12 protein-coding genes and 2 pseudogenes are annotated in these 16,353 nt (G+C 68.6%); 9 read left to right on the top strand and 5 right to left on the bottom strand.

The features are described from left to right. The 6 genes and pseudogenes from IMZ29_RS09420 to IMZ29_RS09395 all read left to right on the top strand — a co-directional run. Window positions 1-791: acyl-CoA dehydrogenase C-terminal domain-containing protein (locus tag IMZ29_RS09420; RefSeq protein ID WP_216183088.1), on the top strand; the 791-nt coding region annotated here is incomplete at its 5' end. A gap of 237 nt (window positions 792-1,028) precedes the next feature. Then, window positions 1,029-1,706 (top strand): c-type cytochrome, encoded by a 678-nt coding sequence (locus IMZ29_RS09415; protein ID WP_216183086.1) that lies wholly within the window; start codon window positions 1,029-1,031, stop codon window positions 1,704-1,706. A gap of 173 nt (window positions 1,707-1,879) precedes the next feature. Continuing rightward, a pseudogene (locus IMZ29_RS09410) lies at window positions 1,880-3,987 on the top strand (cytochrome c biogenesis protein ResB). Next, window positions 3,984-5,306 carry a c-type cytochrome biogenesis protein CcsB gene (gene ccsB, locus IMZ29_RS09405; RefSeq protein WP_216183084.1) on the top strand — a complete coding sequence of 441 codons (1,323 nt, stop codon included), beginning with the start codon at window positions 3,984-3,986 and terminating at the stop codon, window positions 5,304-5,306. The pseudogene IMZ29_RS09410 and the gene ccsB overlap by 4 nt, the downstream one beginning before the upstream one ends. 194 nt (window positions 5,307-5,500) lie before the next feature. Next, window positions 5,501-6,375 (top strand): annotated as a pseudogene (locus IMZ29_RS09400) (SDR family oxidoreductase). Between the two features lie 143 nt (window positions 6,376-6,518). Further along, window positions 6,519-7,502 carry a Bug family tripartite tricarboxylate transporter substrate binding protein gene (locus IMZ29_RS09395; protein ID WP_216183082.1) on the top strand — a complete coding sequence of 328 codons (984 nt, stop codon included), beginning with the start codon at window positions 6,519-6,521 and terminating at the stop codon, window positions 7,500-7,502. 68 nt (window positions 7,503-7,570) lie between these two features. Here IMZ29_RS09395 and IMZ29_RS09390 read toward each other — a convergent pair whose 3' ends face one another. Further along, entirely contained in the window at window positions 7,571-8,503 is a 933-nt protein-coding gene (locus IMZ29_RS09390; protein ID WP_216183080.1) for a 2-hydroxyacid dehydrogenase, read from the bottom strand. Window positions 8,504-8,641: 138 nt separating this feature from the next. Here IMZ29_RS09390 and IMZ29_RS09385 point away from each other — a divergent pair, with 138 nt between their 5' ends. Together IMZ29_RS09385 and infA are read left to right on the top strand one after the other, a co-directional pair. Further along, on the top strand, window positions 8,642-9,226 hold the full coding sequence (locus IMZ29_RS09385) for a hypothetical protein (RefSeq protein ID WP_216183079.1): 585 nt from the start codon (window positions 8,642-8,644) through the stop codon (window positions 9,224-9,226). Window positions 9,227-9,439: 213 nt separating this feature from the next. Continuing rightward, window positions 9,440-9,697, top strand: a complete 258-nt coding sequence (gene infA, locus IMZ29_RS09380) for a translation initiation factor IF-1 (RefSeq protein WP_216183077.1) — start codon at window positions 9,440-9,442, stop codon at window positions 9,695-9,697. A gap of 113 nt (window positions 9,698-9,810) precedes the next feature. Here the strand turns inward: infA and IMZ29_RS09375 are convergent, their stop codons facing one another. The 3 genes from IMZ29_RS09375 to IMZ29_RS09365 form a co-directional block, all read right to left on the bottom strand. Further along, window positions 9,811-10,377: an antibiotic biosynthesis monooxygenase gene (locus tag IMZ29_RS09375; RefSeq protein ID WP_216183075.1), complete on the bottom strand. Its 567-nt coding sequence runs from the start codon at window positions 10,375-10,377 to the stop codon at window positions 9,811-9,813. A gap of 235 nt (window positions 10,378-10,612) precedes the next feature. After that, window positions 10,613-13,462: a valine--tRNA ligase gene (locus IMZ29_RS09370; protein ID WP_216183073.1), complete on the bottom strand. Its 2,850-nt coding sequence runs from the start codon at window positions 13,460-13,462 to the stop codon at window positions 10,613-10,615. A 37-nt stretch (window positions 13,463-13,499) separates the two neighbouring features. After that, window positions 13,500-14,330: an AraC family transcriptional regulator gene (locus IMZ29_RS09365; protein WP_216183071.1), complete on the bottom strand. Its 831-nt coding sequence runs from the start codon at window positions 14,328-14,330 to the stop codon at window positions 13,500-13,502. 64 nt (window positions 14,331-14,394) lie between these two features. Between IMZ29_RS09365 and IMZ29_RS09360 the strand changes: the two genes are divergently transcribed. Next, window positions 14,395-15,687, top strand: coding sequence for an MFS transporter (locus tag IMZ29_RS09360; RefSeq protein WP_216183069.1), 1,293 nt, complete (start codon window positions 14,395-14,397; stop codon window positions 15,685-15,687). Window positions 15,688-15,706: 19 nt separating this feature from the next. On the opposite strand, the gene IMZ29_RS09355 is transcribed toward IMZ29_RS09360, so the two are convergent. Continuing rightward, entirely contained in the window at window positions 15,707-16,348 is a 642-nt protein-coding gene (locus IMZ29_RS09355; RefSeq protein ID WP_216183066.1) for a hypothetical protein, read from the bottom strand. Between the last annotated feature and the right edge of the window lie 5 nt (window positions 16,349-16,353).

Here is a 16,353-nt window from a genome sequence, read left to right as displayed (position 1 = left end):
AGCGCACGCCCGGTGCGGGCGCCGCCGATCCCATCGCGGCGCACCCGGCCATGCGTCGCACGCTGCTGGCGCAGCGCGCGCTGGTCGAGGGCGGGCGCGTGCTGGCCTACTGGACGGCACAACTCCTGGACGAGGCCGAGCGGCACCCAGACGCCCACGTGCGGGAGGCATCCGAGGCGCGCGTGTCGCTGCTCACGCCGGTCCTCAAGGCGTTTCTCACCGAGATCGGCTGGCGGGTCGCGAGCGACGCGTTGCAGGTGTTGGGCGGCTACGGCTATGTGCACGAGTACGGCGCCGAACAGACGCTGCGCGATGCGCGCATTCCCCTCATCTACGAAGGCACGAACGAGATCCAGGCCATCGATTTCGTCATGCGCAAAGTCTTGCCCGATGGCGGGGCCCGTCTGTTGGGGCTGCTCGATGAGATCGACGCGCTGTGTGCGGCCGACCTCAGCCCGCAGAGCCACCTGCTGGCCGATCAGGTGGCCGCTCTGCGGGCGGCTGTCGCGACGCTGCTCGCCGTGGCGGCAGACGATGCGGAGTATCCGCTGCGCGTGGCGGATGATCTGCTGCGAGCCACCGGCACGTTGCTGCTCGGCCATGCCTGGCTGCGCGCGCAGCAGGCGGCGGCGCGAGGGCAACGGCAGCAGCCGGACGATCCGTTTCTGCAAGCCAAGCTGGACACGTCGGCGCACTTTTTTGCCTATCTGTTGCCGGAGGCCGGGTTGCACCTGGCGCGGATGGCCGCCGGCCGGCACGTGCTGCCGATGCTGACGCCAGCGGCCTGCTGAGCCAGGCGCGAGGCCCGCGTGGCGCGGCTTGCACGGCCGCGTCTCAGGGTTTGCCAGAGGGTCACCTGGGGCGTTCGCGGCAGGATTTCGAGTAAAATCGCAAACTTTGTAGCGCCTTGAACCAAATTCATGCCGTCGCATCGTGCGGGAGACAGCACGGGCAGACGGGCTCTCGGATGTGCACCGTGCGGGTGGCGGCGCGCATCATCCCACTCGTTGTCGGTTGTCGAGGTTTTCATGAAGCGTGTGCTGTCCCGGATGCTTGTGGCAGGCGGTCTGATGCTGGGTGCATCGGTCACGTTGCCGTCCCTTGCGGCCGAAGGTCCGGCCAAGCCCGATGCCACACGCGGCGCGAACCTGTACGAGCAGGGCGATGCGTCGCGCGGGATCATCGCCTGTGCGAGCTGTCACGGCGCGGCCGGCGACAGCACGATCGCGGCCAATCCCAAGCTGGCCGGGCAGCACGAAGGCTACCTGCGGCGCCAGCTGAACGACTTCCGTCCCGGGCCCGAAGGGGCAGCACCGGCGCGCACAAGCGTCGTGATGAACCCGCTGGCGGCACCGCTGAACGATCAGGACGTGGCCAACCTGGCCTACTACCTCGCGCAGCAGACGGTGAAGACGCCGGCCACCGCCGGTCACGAGGATCTGGTCGAGAAGGGCCAGGAGATCTGGCGCGGCGGCATCGCGGCCAAGGGCGTGCCGGCCTGTGCTGCGTGCCACGGCGCCAACGGCAACGGCATGGATGCGCAGTACCCGTATCTGCGCGGGCAGTTCAGCAGCTACATCCAGGCGCAGCTCGAGGGTTTTCGCTCCGGCCAGCGCATGAACAACCAGCCCATGCACGACATCGCCATCCGCATGACGGATGCCGAGATCCGTGCCGTGTCGGACTACGCAGCCGGGTTGCGTTGAACTTTCCGGCCGTTCGATCGTCGGACGGCCACGCGCGGTGATTGGCTTTTGTCTCGCGGCGTGAGCGCCGCCCAGGGGGAGTCTACGCGGCCCGGTCTCGCCGGCCGCCGCCCAGCAGGCGCCGCGCAGCCCTTTCACTGGTGTGCGCGCGATGCGCCGCCCCTGCGGATGTCATGAGCCAAGCCGTTTCCCCGTCCCGCACATCCCCCAGCCGCTGGCGCGATTTCGTCGAGCTCATCGGCTCGATGCGCTTCGCCGTCAGCCTGCTCACCATCATCTGCTTCGCGAGCGTGGCGGGCACGGTGCTGCAGCAGAACCAGCCGCTGAACAACTACGTCGACCAGTTCGGGCCCTTCTGGGCCGATCTGTTCAACCAGCTGCAGCTCTACAACGTCTACAACGCCTGGTGGTTCCTGGTGATCATGGCCTTCCTGGTCATCTCCACGAGCTTGTGCGTGATGCGCAACGCGCCGACGATGCTGCGCGACGCGATGTCCTTCCGGGACCACGTGCGCGAGGGCAGCTGGCGCTCCTTCCCGCATCGCACGGAAGCCCAGGCCGACATGTCCACCGTGGCTGCCGGCGAGCGCATCGCGCGCTGGCTCACGCGCCGCGGCTTTCGCGTGCGAACCCGGCAGAATGGGGATTCGGTCCTGGTGGCGGCCAAGGCGGGCACCGGCAACCGGCTGGGCTACATCTTCGCGCACGTGGCCATCGTCATCATCTGCGTGGGCGGCCTGTTCGACAGCGAGCTGCCGATCCGCGCCCAGATCTGGTTCGGCGGCAAGGATCCGGTCTTCGAGAACATGCGGCTCGCGGATGTCCCGAGCTCGGGCGGCTGTCCGTGAACAACCCAGGCTTTCGCGCCAGCGCGCTGATCCCCGAGGGCGTCACCACGGCCAACTCGGTGGTGATGGTGGGTGATGGCGCGTTGGTGCAGCCTCTGCCATTCTCCATCCGGCTCGACAAGTTCACGGTGGATTACTACGCCACGGGCATGCCGAGCGACTTTCGCAGCGACGTCACGATCACCGATCCCGAGACGGGCGAGAGCTTCCCCTACGTCATCCGCGTGAACGAGCCGCTCAGCTACAAGGGCGTCACGGTCTATCAGTCGAGTTTCGACGACGGCGGCAGCCGCGTGACGGTGACGGGCTACGGCCTGGACGGTGCCAGCCGCGAGACGTTCGCAGTCAAGGGCAGCGTGGGCGACACGCTGCCGCTCAAGGACGTGGGCGGCGGCCAGGCCGGCGCGGGCGCCTTGCGCCTCACCGCCTTGCGGCCCATCAACGTCGAGAACATCGCCGAGGTCGGCGCGGCCGAGCCCAAGGCGTTCGGCGAGCACATGGCCGCCGTCACCGGCAGCGCCGCACGCGACCAGAGCAAGCGATTCCAGAACGTGGGCCCGAGCATCGAGTACGAGCTCGTGGACAGCGCGGGCCAGGTCTCGCAGTTCCACAACTACATGCTGCCCGTGGAGCTCGAGGGCGCCACCGTCTTCCTGCTGGGCACGCGCGCGAGCCCGAACGACCCGTTCCGCTACCTGCGCGTGCCGGCCGACGATTCGCGCACGCTGGGCGAATTCCTGCAGATGCGTGCGGCATTGGCCGATCCGGCCATGCGCGCCGAGGCGGCGCGCCGTTTTGCCGTGCGCAACCTGGGCGATGCGGCGCCGACGCCCGCGGCCCAGGAATCGGCCAAGGCCGTGCAGGATTCCGCGAACCGCGCGCTCGACGTGTTCTCCGCAGGCGGTCTGCAGGCGTTGACAGCCTTCCTGGAGGCCAACGTGCCGCCCGCAGAGCTGCCTCGCGCCGCCGAGGTGGTGGTGCGCCTTCTGGGCGGCACTATGGGTGAACTGCGCGCCGTGGCCCGCGAGGCCAACGGTCTGGCCGCGCTCGCGCCGGCCAACGACGAAGAGGCCCGGGCGCAGGACCAGTGGCTGCGGCTGGCGCTGGCCGCCATGTCGGACTTGTCGCTCTATCCGGCGCCCGTGGCCTTCCTGCTCTCGGATTTCCAGCACGTGCAGGCGAGTGTGTTCCAGCTGAACCGTTCGCCGGGCAAGGTGGCGGTCTACACCGGCTGCCTGCTGCTGATCCTGGGTGTGTTCGCCATGTTCTACGTGCGCGAGCGGCGGCTGTGGGTATGGCTGCGCCCCGAGGCAGGCGGGGCCCGGGCGCTGATGGCGATGACCTCGCAGCGGCGTACACTGGATTTCCAACGTGAATTCGAGCAGCTTCGCGGCCAATTCGGCCGGCTGTTCCGCAAGCAGGACGACTCATGACGCGTGCATCCCTGGACGACGATCGCTGGCTGGACGAAGGTGGCACCCTCGGGCGCGCGCGCCCGGACTGGACGGATCTGGTCTTTCTGCTGTTGCTGGCCGTGGGCGCGTACTTCGCCGGCCAGCGCGCGGCGGGGGTGATGGACGGCTATGACCGGGCGATCCTGATCGGCACGGTGCCCGTGCTCGCCTGGCTGGGGTGGCTGTGGCGTCCGCTACGCCGCCTCATGCTGGCCCTGGCTCTGAGCGCGGGCCTCGCCATCTCGCTGTATGGCGGCGATCTCGCTCGCGCCGAGGAAGCTTTCTTGCTGCGCATGCTGTTCTCGTCGCAGTCGGCCATCCTGTGGATGTCGGCGCTCTTTCTCCTGGCCACCGTGTGCTACTGGATCGGGCTCATCGCCCGCAGCGCCACGGCCGCCTGGCTGGGCACGGCGCTCACGTGGGGCGCCGTCTTCGCGGGCTGTACCGGCCTTCTGGTGCGCTGGTACGAAAGCCACCTGCTGGGCCCGGGCATCGGCTACATCCCGGTCAGCAATCTCTACGAAGTCATCATCCTCTTTGCGATCGTGACGGCGCTCTTTCACCTGTACTACGAGGAACGCTACGAGACGCGCAGCCTGGGTGCCTTCGTCATGCTGATCGTGACGGCGGCCGTGGGCTTTCTGATCTGGTACACGCTCGCCCGCGATGCCTACCAGATCCTGCCGCTCGTGCCGGCATTGAAGAGCTGGTGGATGAAGCTGCACGTGCCGGCCAACTTCATCGGCTACGGCACCTTCTCGTTGGCGGCGATGGTCGGCTTCGCCTACCTGGTCAAGGTGCACGGCGAGACGCGCTCGTGGAAGAAGCTCGTGCCGCTCTTTGTGCTGGGCGTGCTGCTCGCCGCCGAGCCCATGGTGTTCCGCACGGAAGGTCTGTCGGCCTACTGGATGGTGTATTTCGGCGTCGGGGCCATCCTAGTGGGCGGCATTCTGCTCGCGCGGCGACCGCTCGCCGAGCGCCTGCCCTCGCTCGAGGTGCTGGACGACATCATGTACAAGGCGATCGCCGTGGGCTTCGCCTTCTTCACGGTGGCCACCATCCTGGGCGCCCTGTGGGCCGCCGAGGCCTGGGGCGCGTACTGGCAATGGGACCCGAAGGAAACCTGGGCGCTCATCGTCTGGCTCAACTACGCCGCCTGGCTGCACATGCGCCTCATGAAGGGCCTGCGCGGCACCTTCGCCGCCTACTGGGCACTGGTGGGCCTGCTCATCACCGGCTTCGCGTTCCTGGGCGTGAACATGTTCCTCTCGGGCCTGCACTCGTACGGCGAGCTTTGACGCGCCGGGCGGGCGGCCTTGCCGCTCGCCCGAACCCCCCCTTCGCCAATCGCGAAGCCGCGGCGAGGGTTTACCGCCATGCCGGGCCCGGCTCCCCTTCCTAGAATCGACGCATCGTGAATCGCTCGTGACACCCGCTGACGCCGGGCCGTCACGGGCGCGTATCGTCGCGCGGCGACAGGGGAGTCGACATCATGTTCCAGCCCGATCTGCTCAAGGGCAAGCGCATTCTCGTCACGGGCGGTGGTTCCGGCCTGGGCCGGGAGATTGCCGCGAAGTACCTGTCGCTGGGCGCCGATCTCGTCATTTGCGGCCGCCGGCAGAGCGTGCTGGACGAGACGGCGCACGCGCTGACCGCCGAGTACGGTGGGCGTGTGCAGACGCAGGCGGTGGACATCCGTTCGGCCGAGGCCGTGGCTGCGATGGTCGAGGCGATCTGGGCGGAGGGGCCGTTGCACGGTCTCGTGAACAACGCCGCCGGCAACTTCATCAGCCAGACACAGGACGTGTCCCGCGCGGGTTCGATGCCATTGCGAATACCGTGCTGCATGGCACCTATTACGTCACCCACCACGTGGGCCGGCGCTGGATCGCCGAAGGTGTGCCCGGCAGCATCGTCTCCATCCTCGTCACCTGGGTGCGCACGGGCGCGCCCTTCGTGGTGCCGTCGGCCATGAGCAAGGCGGGCCTGGACGTGATGACCAAGTCGCTGGCGGTGGAGTGGGGCCGCTATGGCATTCGCCTGAACGCGATCGCGCCGGGCGTCTTCCCGACCGAAGGTGCCAATGCCCGGCTGAGCCCGAAGGCCGCCTGGACGGACAAGGACGTGGTCAATCCGATGGGCCGCAACGGTCGCATGAGTGAACTGCAGAACCTGGCCGTCTTCCTCATGGCCGACGGCGTGCAGTGGCTCACGGGCGAGACCATCGCGATCGATGGCGCTGGCCACCGGCAGAATGGGGCGTCCTTCACCGAACTCGCGGATCTCACCGATGCGCAGTGGCAGGAGATGCGGGAGGCGATCCGCCGCAAGGATGCCCAGGACAAGGCGTTGCGCACGGCGAGCTGATTTCCGCCATTCGGCGGGCAACGACCTGCCCTGCGAGGCAGGCGAGGAGACTGAGCATGTTCCCCTTTTCACGAATGGGTGCGGGACGTTGCGCGCGCGTCGCGACCGCCGATGGTGCTCGCAGGAACGCCCGAGCACGTGCGGTGCATCGACGAAGCGGCTGGGGTGCGCTCCTGGTGGGCGTGATGCTCGCGGTGGGCGCGACCAGCGCGGCGGCGGCGGCGTTTCCGGAGCGCCCGCTGCGTTTGATCGTGCCCTACACGCCTGGCGGCACGACCGACGTGCTCGGGCGCACGCTGGCCGAGCGCATGTCGGCCGAGTTGGGCCAGCCCGTGATCGTGGAGAACCGCCCCGGGGCCAACACCATCGTGGGCGCGGACATGGCGGCCAGAGCCGACGCCGACGGCTACACGCTCTTTCTGCCGGCGGGCGCCACGCTCGTGCTCAATCCGTTGCTGTACCCGAAGCTGAACTACGTGCCCGAGCGGGATTTCCGGGTGCTGTCGCTGTTGACCGAAGTGCCGCTCATCATGGTCGTGCCCCCGGGGCTGGCAGCGGATTCCGCGTCAGGGTTCGCCGACTTCGCCAAGGCGCGGGGCGGGCGCGTGAACTACGCTTCCACCGGAACCGGAAGTTCACTGCACTTGGCGGGTGAAATGTTCCGCCAAATGGCGGGTATCGAGATGACGCACGTGCCGTACAAGGGCAGCGCGCCGGCGCTGAACGACTTGCTGGGCGGTCAGGTGGACGTGATGTTCGATGCCTTGCCCACGGCCGTGCCGCAGGTGAAGGCGGGCAAGCTCAAGGCGCTGGCCGTGACGACCCCGCAGCGTCTGCCCGCCATGCCTGACGTACCGACGGTGGCGGAAACGTACCCGGGCTATCAGGCTGCCGTGTGGTTCGCCCTTGCCGTGCCCAAGGGCGTGCCGGACGCGGCGGCGCAGCGCCTGAAGGCCGCCACGGATGCGGCACTGCAGGATCCCAAGCTGCGGCAGTCGCTGAGTGAGCTGGGCTATCTGGTCAAGGATCCCATGCCCGAGTCGCAGGTGGTCACTTACATGGCAGAGGACCATGCGCGCTGGGCCGAGATCATCCGGTCGCGCGGCATCAAGCTGGACGCGCAGTAAGGGCCCTGATCGGATCAGACAGGCACTCGGCCGCTGGCCGCTGCCTGTCTGAGTCCGGTGGGGCTGGCTCAGTACCCCCGGCCGCGTTCGACCTGGCCGCCAGCGTCTTCGCCGGACTCCAGACGCCGGATCTTCCCGGCGATCTGCGCGACCGATTCGGCGCGCAGCGTGCGGGCGGCGGTGTGCGGGGTCACGGTGATGGCCGGGTGACGCCAGAACGCGTGCTCGGCCGGCAGGGGTTCCGTGCGGAACACGTCCAGCGTTGCGCCGGCCAGCTGGCCGCTCTCCAGGGCGGCGAGGAGATCGTCCTCCACCAGGTGCTGGCCACGGCCGACGTTGATGACGTGGGCGCCCTGCGGCAGCTGCGCGAAGAGCGGCGCCGCGAGGATGTCGCGCGTGTCGTCGGTCAGCGGCAGCACGTTCACGAGCACGCGCGTGCGGGCGAGGAACGCGGGCAGCGCGTCTGAGCCTGCGAAGGTCTCGATGCCGGCAATCTCGCGCGGCGTGCGCGACCATCCCGCCGTCGGGTAGCCGAAGCTGGCCGTGGCCTCGGCCACGCGCCGGCCGACCTGGCCCAGGCCCAGCACGCCCACCGTCCATTGCTCGCGTCGCGTCACGGGCAGCACCTTCCAGTTGCCCTCGGGCTCCTGACGGCGGTAGGCCGCGAAATCGCGCGAGACTTCCCACAGCGCGTGCAGCACGTACTCGGCCATCTGCACCGACATGCCGGCATCTTCCAGACGGATCACGGGCAGGTCCGCCGGCAGCGTGGGCACGGACAGCAGGCCATCCACCCCGGCGCCGATGTTGAACACCGCGCGCAGGCGGGTCTCGCGCGTGAAGAGCGCGGCCGGCGGATGCCAGACGACGGCGTAGTCCGCGTCCACGGGCTCGGCGTCATCCGACCAGACGCTGATGCGGGCGTCGGGCAACTGGCGCTGGAAGGCCTCGATCCAGCGCTGGGCCTTGGGGTCGCCGGTGATGGCAAGGAGAAGGTGCATGGGGATTCCTGGCGGTAAGGCGAAAAGAGGCAACGATAGCAAACCGGCGTTGGCCGGGCGCCACGGGAGGCGCGCAGGTGCAGGGGGCGATGGCACAATGCTTGCGTTAGCCCGCGCGCTGAATTCAGGAGCTTGACCGTGACGGATGTGATCGCCGCAGTGCCCGAAGCCCAACCCGAGCGCGTGCGCGCGGATTGCCGACTCATGCGACGCACGGCCGCGCGGCTGGGCATGCCCTACCTCTTGCGCCGGGTGGCGCTGGTGGTGATCGTGGTGGCCGTGTATGTCGTGGTGGCCAACCTCATCCTGAGTTACGGCCGCACCGTCACTTACAGTGCGCTCGGCACGCCTGACGCGGCCGCGGTCAGCTTTCTCACGCGCATCAATCCCTACCTCTGGTGGGGGCTGGTGGCAATCCTTGGCCTGATCGTGTTCTTCTGGCTCAAGGCCGCCTGGTCCGATGCGGTGGTGCAGGAGCGCGCGGTGCCCGTGCCGGGCGAGACCCTGCATGCCCTGACGAACCAGCTCTGCCCGTCCACGCTGTGCGTCATGCGCTGGGTCTGGAGCGACCGCTCAGATCCGTTCTCCATTGGCGATCTGCGCCGCAGCGCTGCGGAGGCGCGGGGCGGGCGCATCGACAAGATGCGGCTCGTCCTGGATCAGGAGGCCGCGTTGCGGCATCCCGTACCCGCGCCGATGACGCCGCCGCCGCTCGTCGTCTGACAAGCGATGTTGTTCGTTATCACACGTTCGGACTTTGTGCGAGACTTTGACGCATCTTTGGCGTAAAATTTAGGGTTATCTCCCAAGCGTTGGTTGGCCCTCGTCGTATCGAGGGTGGATGCCGTGTCGCGCATGTACGTCGCTACAAGATAAGCATGTGCATGCGCCAGGCAACCGAGCGCTTGTTCTCGATCCCACCTAAGAGGTTACGTATTGGCCAGAGAAGAACTCATTGAGATGAACGGGACGGTTGACGAAGTCCTGCCCGACTCGCGCTACCGCATTACGCTGGAGAACGGTCACTCGCTCACCGCGTATTCGTCCGGCAAGATGCGCAAGAACCACATCCGCATTCTCGCGGGTGACAAAGTCTCGCTCGAGTTGTCTCCGTACGACCTGACCAAGGGTCGTATCACGTTCCGGCACCTGCCGGGCCGTCCGCAGGCCGCCCCGCGCCGCCCGCGCGGCTGATAGCGCCTGACGGGCGCGTCGCTACGCGGCACGTGCCGCGCAGCGAGCTTGTCGTATCGTGTCATCGAAAGCCCGGCTCTGACCGGGCTTTTGGTGTTGGTGCGTCCCGGATCCTAGCCCGGCACGCCGCGCGTCGGCACGCGGGGCGCCGGCACGAGCCAGCGTCGCAAGAGGCGTGTGGCGAGCGGGATGAAGACGAACACCATGACCGGCGTGAGCAGGGCCGTACTGGCCAGCACGCGCAAGACGACGGGCAGGCCTTCGAGGTAGCCTCCCACGAAGGTCGTGAAGAGCAGCGACACGGGAAAGAACACCAGCCAGATCGTGATGGCCTGCTTCCAGCGCGGCGGCGCGCTCGTGCCGAACCAGCCTTCCAGGCCGCTTGCACGGGCCACCCGCGCCTCGTGGACGAGGTCTGCGCCTTCGGCGAGCCATTGCTGGCGCTCGGCCGAGCCGGCCCAGGCCGTCAGGCTGGCGTCGTCGATGAAGCGAAACACGATCTGGTAATCGTCGCCGCCTGGCGGGGGCGACAGCACGCCCGAGCCCAGATGGCCGGCATAAGTCTGTGCCAGGGATTCGCCGCGGCGGATCCAGGCAAGGAAGTCATCGTATCGACCCGCGGCAACGCGGCGGGTGATGAGCAGGGTGACGGGAGCTGCGGGGGGTAGGGCGCTTGCCATGGTGGTCCGTCCAAAGCACACGACATGCCCAGGATGGCAGGCGGATCATGCGCGAACGCCTCTCGGGTCGAGAGTCGATGGGCGGATTATAGGGAAATCGTTTCTCAGGGAAAACCCTGATCTGCGGCGTGACGCGCGACAGACACAGGGGGCAGTCCCAGGCCGCGTGGTTCACGCTGCCGGCACGGGCGTCGGGCCGCCTGCGCCATTGGCGAGGCAACCCGACGCTGGACGCTTACAGGCGCGCGCGCTGCTCGCGGACCTGGGTGAGCGTCTGGCCGAACTGGGCGATGCGGGCCTTCTCCTGTTCGACCACGGCGGCCGGCGCACGCTCGACGAAGCTCGGGTTGCCGAGCTTGTTGTTGGCCTTGGCGATCTCGCCCTCGAGGCGGGCGATCTCCTTGTCCAGGCGGGCCTTCTCGGCCTCGACATCGATCTCCACGTGCAGCATCAGGCGGGCGTCGCCCACCACCTGCACGGGCGCGCCCAGATCGGGCAGGGCGTCGACGACGTTGACTTCGGACAGGCGGGCGAGCGCGGCCAGGTAGGGCGCGTTGCGCGTCAACACCGCCTGGTCGCCGCTGGCGTTGAGCGGCACGCGCACCGAGGGCGCCAGGCTCATCTCGCCGCGCAAGGCGCGCACGGCGTCGATCTGGGCCTTGAGCACGGCCACGTCGGCTTCGGCGGCGGGGTCGATGCGGCTCTCGTCGGCCACCGGGTAGGGCTGCACGCTCACGGAGGTCTCGCTGTCGGGCTTGCGCGTACCGGCCACCAGCGACACCGTCTGCCAGAGCTCTTCGGTGATGAAGGGGATCACCGGGTGGGCCAGGCGCAGCACGGCTTCGAGCACGCGGATCAGCGTGCGGCGCGTGCCGCACTGCTGTGCGGGCGTGCCTTGCTGGATCTGCACCTTGGCGAGCTCGACGTACCAGTCGCAGTACTCGTCCCACACGAAGCGGTAGAGCGCGTTGGCGATGTTGTCGAAGCGGTAGTCGGCAAAGCCCTTGGCGATCTCGGCCTCGGTGCGTTGCAGCTGGCTGATGATCCAGCGGTCCGCGAAGGACAGCTCGGCCTCGCCATCCAGCGGCTTGCCCTCGGTGTTCATCAGCACGAAGCGCGTGGCGTTCCAGAGCTTGTTGCAGAAGTTGCGGTAGCCCTCGCAGCGCTTCAGGTCGAAGTTGATGTTGCGGCCCAGCGTGGCGAAGGCTGCCATCGTGAAGCGCAGCGCGTCCGCGCCGTAGGCCGGGATGCCGTCCGGGAACTCACGCTTGGTCTTCTTGGTGATCGACTCGGCCTGCTTCGGGTTCATGAGGCCGGTTGTGCGCTTGGCGATGAGCGCGTCCAGATCGATGCCGTCGATGAGATCGACCGGGTCCAGGGTGTTGCCCTTGGACTTGCTCATCTTCTGGCCTTCCGCGTCGCGGATGAGGCCGTGCATGTAGACGTCGCGGAACGGCACCTGGCCGGTGAAGTGCGTCGTCATCATGATCATCCGGGCCACCCAGAAGAAGATGATGTCAAAGCCCGTCACCAGCACGCTGGTGGGCAGGTAGCGCGACATGTCCGGCGTCTGTTCGGGCCAGCCCAGCGTCGTGAAGGGCACGATGCCCGACGAGAACCAGGTGTCGAGCACGTCCGCGTCGCGGGTGAGGGCACCGGTCACGCCGGCGGCCTCAGCCTTCTCGCGGGCCTCGGCTTCGGTGCGCGCGACGAAGACCTGTCCATCCTCGGCATACCAGGCCGGGATCTGGTGACCCCACCAGAGCTGGCGCGAGATGCACCAGTCCTGGATGTTGTCCAGCCACTGGTTGTAGGTGGTGGTCCAGTTCTCGGGATGGAACTTCACGCGGCCATCGGCCACGGCGTCCAGCGCCACCTGCGTGATCGACTTGCCCGGGTTGTGCGTGCCTTCCGGGGCGGGCTTGCTCATGGCCATGAACCACTGATCCGTGAGCATGGGCTCGATCACCGCGTTGGTACGGTCTCCGCGCGGCACCATCAGCTTGTGCTTGCGCGTCTCCACGAGCAGGCCGGCGGCTTCCAGATCGGCCACCACGGCCTTGCGGGCGTCGAAGCGGTCGAGGCCCTGGTACTTGGCCGGGGCCGCCTCGTTCACGCGGGCGTCCAGCGTGAGGATGGAGATCGGTGCGATGCCGTGGCGCTGGCCGACGGCATAGTCGTTGAAGTCGTGCGCGGGCGTGACCTTGACCGCACCCGTGCCGAACTCGCGGTCCACGTAGTCGTCGGCGATGACCGGGATCAGGCGGTCCGTAAGCGGCAGGCGAACCTGCTTGCCCACGAGGTGCGCGTAGCGCTCGTCCTCGGGGTGGACCATGACGGCAACGTCGCCCAGCATGGTCTCGGGGCGGGTGGTGGCCACGGTGATGGATTCATCACCCTCGGCCATGGGGTAGCGGATCAGCCACAGGTGGCCGTCTTCTTCCTCGCTCACCACCTCCAGGTCGCTCACGGCGGTAAGGAGCTTGGGATCCCAGTTGACCAGGCGCTTGCCACGGTAGATCAGGCCTTGTTCGAAGAGGCGCACGAAGACTTCGACCACGCCACGCGACATGCGCTCGTCCATGGTGAAGTATTCGCGGTCCCAATCCGGCGAGGCGCCCAGGCGGCGCATCTGGCCGGTGATGGTGCCGCCAGAGTAGTGCTTCCATTCCCAGACCTTCTCGACGAAGGCCTCGCGGCCCAGGTCGTGGCGCGAGATCTTCTCGGCGTCCAGGCGGCGCTCGACCACGATCTGCGTGGCGATGCCGGCGTGGTCCGTGCCGGGGATCCAGGCGGTATCCGCGCCGCGCATGCGGTAGTAGCGCGTCAGGCCATCCATGATGGTCTGGTTGAACGCGTGGCCCATGTGTAGCGTGCCGGTCACGTTGGGCGGCGGCAGCTGGATCGAGAAGGGAGCAGGTGCCTCGCCCTGCGGTGCGACGTGCTCACCACCCTTGAAGTAGCCGCGTTGCTCCCATACCGGGTACCAGCGCGCCTCGATGGCCTGGGGCTCGAAGCTCTTGGCGAGTTCCTGGCTCTGGGACGATGCTTGATTCGCGTGGGCGGGGGCGTTGGACTGCGGCATGGGGCGGCTTCGCAAAATGGACGGTTAACCGGGCATTTTAGGCGAAGTCGCCCGCCGTCGAGCCGTTGGCGCCCCTGGCGAAGAAGGCGCGCGGCGAGGCGCCCAACGCGCGGCGGAACATGGCGGTGAAAGCGCTCGGGCTGTCATAGCCCAGATCGAGCGCCACGCGGGTGACGGCCACACCCGCCGCGAGCCGGCGCACGGCTTCGAGAAGACACGCCTGCTGGCGCCAGCGCACGAAGCTGATGCCGGTCTCCTGCTGGAAGCGCCGGTAGAGCGTGCGTGGGCTCATGCTGGTCGGCGCGGCCGACAGCGCATCGCCGGGCACGCCGCCGATCTCGCGCAGCCAGCCCTCGCACCAGGCTGCCAGGTCTGCGCTCTGCGGGAGCGGCAGCGCGAGCGCGCAGGCCGGCAACTGGCCGATCTCGGCCACGGCCAGCCGGGCTGCCAGATCCCGCGTGTCCTCGGTCTCGGCCGGGTCCACGGGGGTGGTCAGGCGCACGATGAGTTCGCGCAGCAGGGGCGTGACGTCCAGCGCGGCACACCGCGCCGGCAGTCGGGCCGCGCTGGTCGCGTCGAGGTAGAGCGTGCGCATGTGCACGTCGCCGTGGGCGTGCACGACGTGCTCGGTGCCTGCGGGCAGCCACAGGGCGCGGCTGGGCGGCACGAGCCAGACCTGGCCTGGCGTGCGCACGCCCATGGTGCCGGCCACCGAGTACAGGAACTGTCCGCGAGCATGCCGATGCGCCGGAATCCGGTGCCCGGGGGCAAACGATCGGCAGCGCGCGATCAGCATGGGCCCCGCGTCGGCGGGCGGCAGATCCTCGGGCACGCGTTCCGACGGCGGCAAGAGCAGCAGTGTGTCCATATCGCGATGGTTCCCTGCAAAACCTCGAAAGACAGCCGATGATACTGCGCGCACACTGCGCGGCATGACTCCTGACCGCTCCCCGAGCCTTGCCCAGGCGCCTGCCGCCGCGGCCGAGGCCGTTCTCGCCCCGCAGCCGCTGCCCGTGAACACGGCCACGGCGGACGACCACCCCCGTGCCGTCGTGCGCCTGCTCAACATCGGCCACGCGCTCGATCACCTCTTCATCCTGATCTTCGCGACGGCCGTCGGCAGCATCGCGGCCGAATTCGGCTTTGCACGCTGGGAGGACCTGATGCCCTACGGCGTCGGTGCCTTCTTCCTGTTCGGCCTGGGCTCCGTGCCGGCGGGCCGCCTGGGCGATCTCTGGGGGCGCCGCCCCATGATGCTGGTGTTCTTCTTTGGTCTGGGTGTGGCGGCGTTGGTGACGTCGCTCGCACAGGGGCCGTGGCAGCTCGCGGCCGGGCTCACGTTGATCGGTGCCTTTGCCGCCATCTACCACCCTGTGGGCATTCCGATGCTGGTGCAGCGCGCGCGTCAGCCGGGTGCGGTCATCGGCCTGAACGGGCTGGCGGGCAACCTGGGCGTGGCCGGTGCCGCGCTGCTGACGGGCTTTCTCGTACAGTGGCTTGGCTGGCGTGCGGCCTTCGTGGTGCCGGGTCTCGCGTCGATCGCGTGCGGCGTGGCCTTTGCCCGGCTGTGCCCGCCGCAGGGCGAGCCGCCGGGGCGCTCGCGCAAGCCGCCGGCCGTCGTGTTGCCGCGCGCGCTGCTGATGCGCGCCCTGACAGTCATGAGCGCCGCCGCGGTCACGGGCAGCCTGCTCTTCAATTTCACCACCAACGGCAACACGCAGTTCATGGTGGAGCGCTTTGCCGGCGTCATCGAGGATCCCGCGCTGATCGGCCTGCTGCTCGCCGCCGTCTACGCCGTCGCCTCGCTGGCCCAGGTGGTGGTGGGCCGGCTCATCGACCGCGTGCCGCTCAAGCGGCTGTACCTGGGCATCATCCTCGCGCAGATTCCCTGGCTGCTCCTGGCAGCGGTGGGCCAGGGCTGGTGGCTCTTCGTCGCGCTGACCGGCGCCATGGTGTGCATCTTCGGCGCGATCCCCTTTACCGATGCGATGATCGTGAAATATGTGGACGATCGGGTGCGCTCGCGGGTGGCCGGCATGCGGCTCGCGGTGTCGTTCGGCATCAGTTCGGCGGCCGTGTGGCTGCTCGGGCCGGTGGTGAAGGTCTCGGGCTTCACCACGCTCTTCCTGCTCATGGCCGGCATTGCGCTCTGCACGGCCGCGGTGGTGCTGTGGCTGCCATCGGATCGTGCCGTGCGCGAGGCGGCTGCGGGCGGCGAGCGCTGAGGCGCGCCGCCGCGCCGGCTCAGGGCTGGCGGCGGGCCGCGGCCAGCGTGTCGCGGACGGCGTCGAGTACCGTGTCGCGCAGTGTGGGCTGCAGCGCGGCCAGCACGCTGTCGGCGATCCGTTCGGCCAAGGCTTCGTCGGCCGCCGTGAGGCCGGCAGCTTCCAGGCCCTCGTCTGCGTCCGCCCGGGCGAGCAGCAATGGCGCTTCGGCGGGTTGTGGTGTGGCCGCTGCCTCCGGTGCGATCGAGGCACGGGGCGAGCTGGCAGGCATTTCCGGCAGCGGGGCCAGCGGCGCTTCCATGAGAACGTCGGTCAGCACCGGTGGCGCGCCCTCGGCCTCGTAGCCGCCCTTGCCGCGTTGCGACGATTCATACTGCGCCGACCACGCACCCGCCAGCGTCGCGGCAGGCACCACGTCGTTCAGGTCGCGCAGCAGTTCGGTGACGGCTTCGTCCTCGGGCTCCGGATGCGCCCGCCCTGCCGGCTTCACCTCATCCTCGTCGTCGATGTCCCATGGCGGGTTGTCGGCTGGCGCGGGCTCGGGCGCTCCGCGTTCCAGGATCGCGTCCTCGCCCAGCAGGGGCAGTTCGTCGTCGAAGTCATCGTCAGGCTCGGGGGGCGCGGCGGATTGCCGGGTCCGGAAGGGCGGCAGGTGCGTCATGGCGA

The organism is Verticiella alkaliphila, assembly GCF_018904615.1.
GTDB classification, from domain to species: Bacteria; Pseudomonadota; Gammaproteobacteria; order Burkholderiales; family Burkholderiaceae_B; genus Verticiella; species Verticiella alkaliphila.
The sequence above is the reverse complement of the archived record's forward strand: the minus strand, read 5'-3'. Positions and strand labels throughout refer to the sequence as shown.

Excerpts from the sequence above, each read along its gene's own strand:
- IMZ29_RS09415 (WP_216183086.1), top strand. The coding sequence starts at position 1,029 with ATGAAGCGTGTGCTGTCCCGGATGCTTGTGGCAGGCGGTCTGATGCTG.
- ccsB (WP_216183084.1), top strand. The coding sequence starts at position 3,984 with ATGACGCGTGCATCCCTGGACGACGATCGCTGGCTGGACGAAGGTGGC.
- IMZ29_RS09390 (WP_216183080.1), bottom strand. The coding sequence starts at position 8,503 with ATGCACCTTCTCCTTGCCATCACCGGCGACCCCAAGGCCCAGCGCTGG.
- IMZ29_RS09375 (WP_216183075.1), bottom strand. The coding sequence starts at position 10,377 with ATGGCAAGCGCCCTACCCCCCGCAGCTCCCGTCACCCTGCTCATCACC.
- IMZ29_RS09370 (WP_216183073.1), bottom strand. The coding sequence starts at position 13,462 with ATGCCGCAGTCCAACGCCCCCGCCCACGCGAATCAAGCATCGTCCCAG.
- IMZ29_RS09365 (WP_216183071.1), bottom strand. The coding sequence starts at position 14,330 with ATGGACACACTGCTGCTCTTGCCGCCGTCGGAACGCGTGCCCGAGGAT.
- IMZ29_RS09360 (WP_216183069.1), top strand. The coding sequence starts at position 14,395 with ATGACTCCTGACCGCTCCCCGAGCCTTGCCCAGGCGCCTGCCGCCGCG.
- IMZ29_RS09355 (WP_216183066.1), bottom strand. The coding sequence starts at position 16,348 with ATGACGCACCTGCCGCCCTTCCGGACCCGGCAATCCGCCGCGCCCCCC.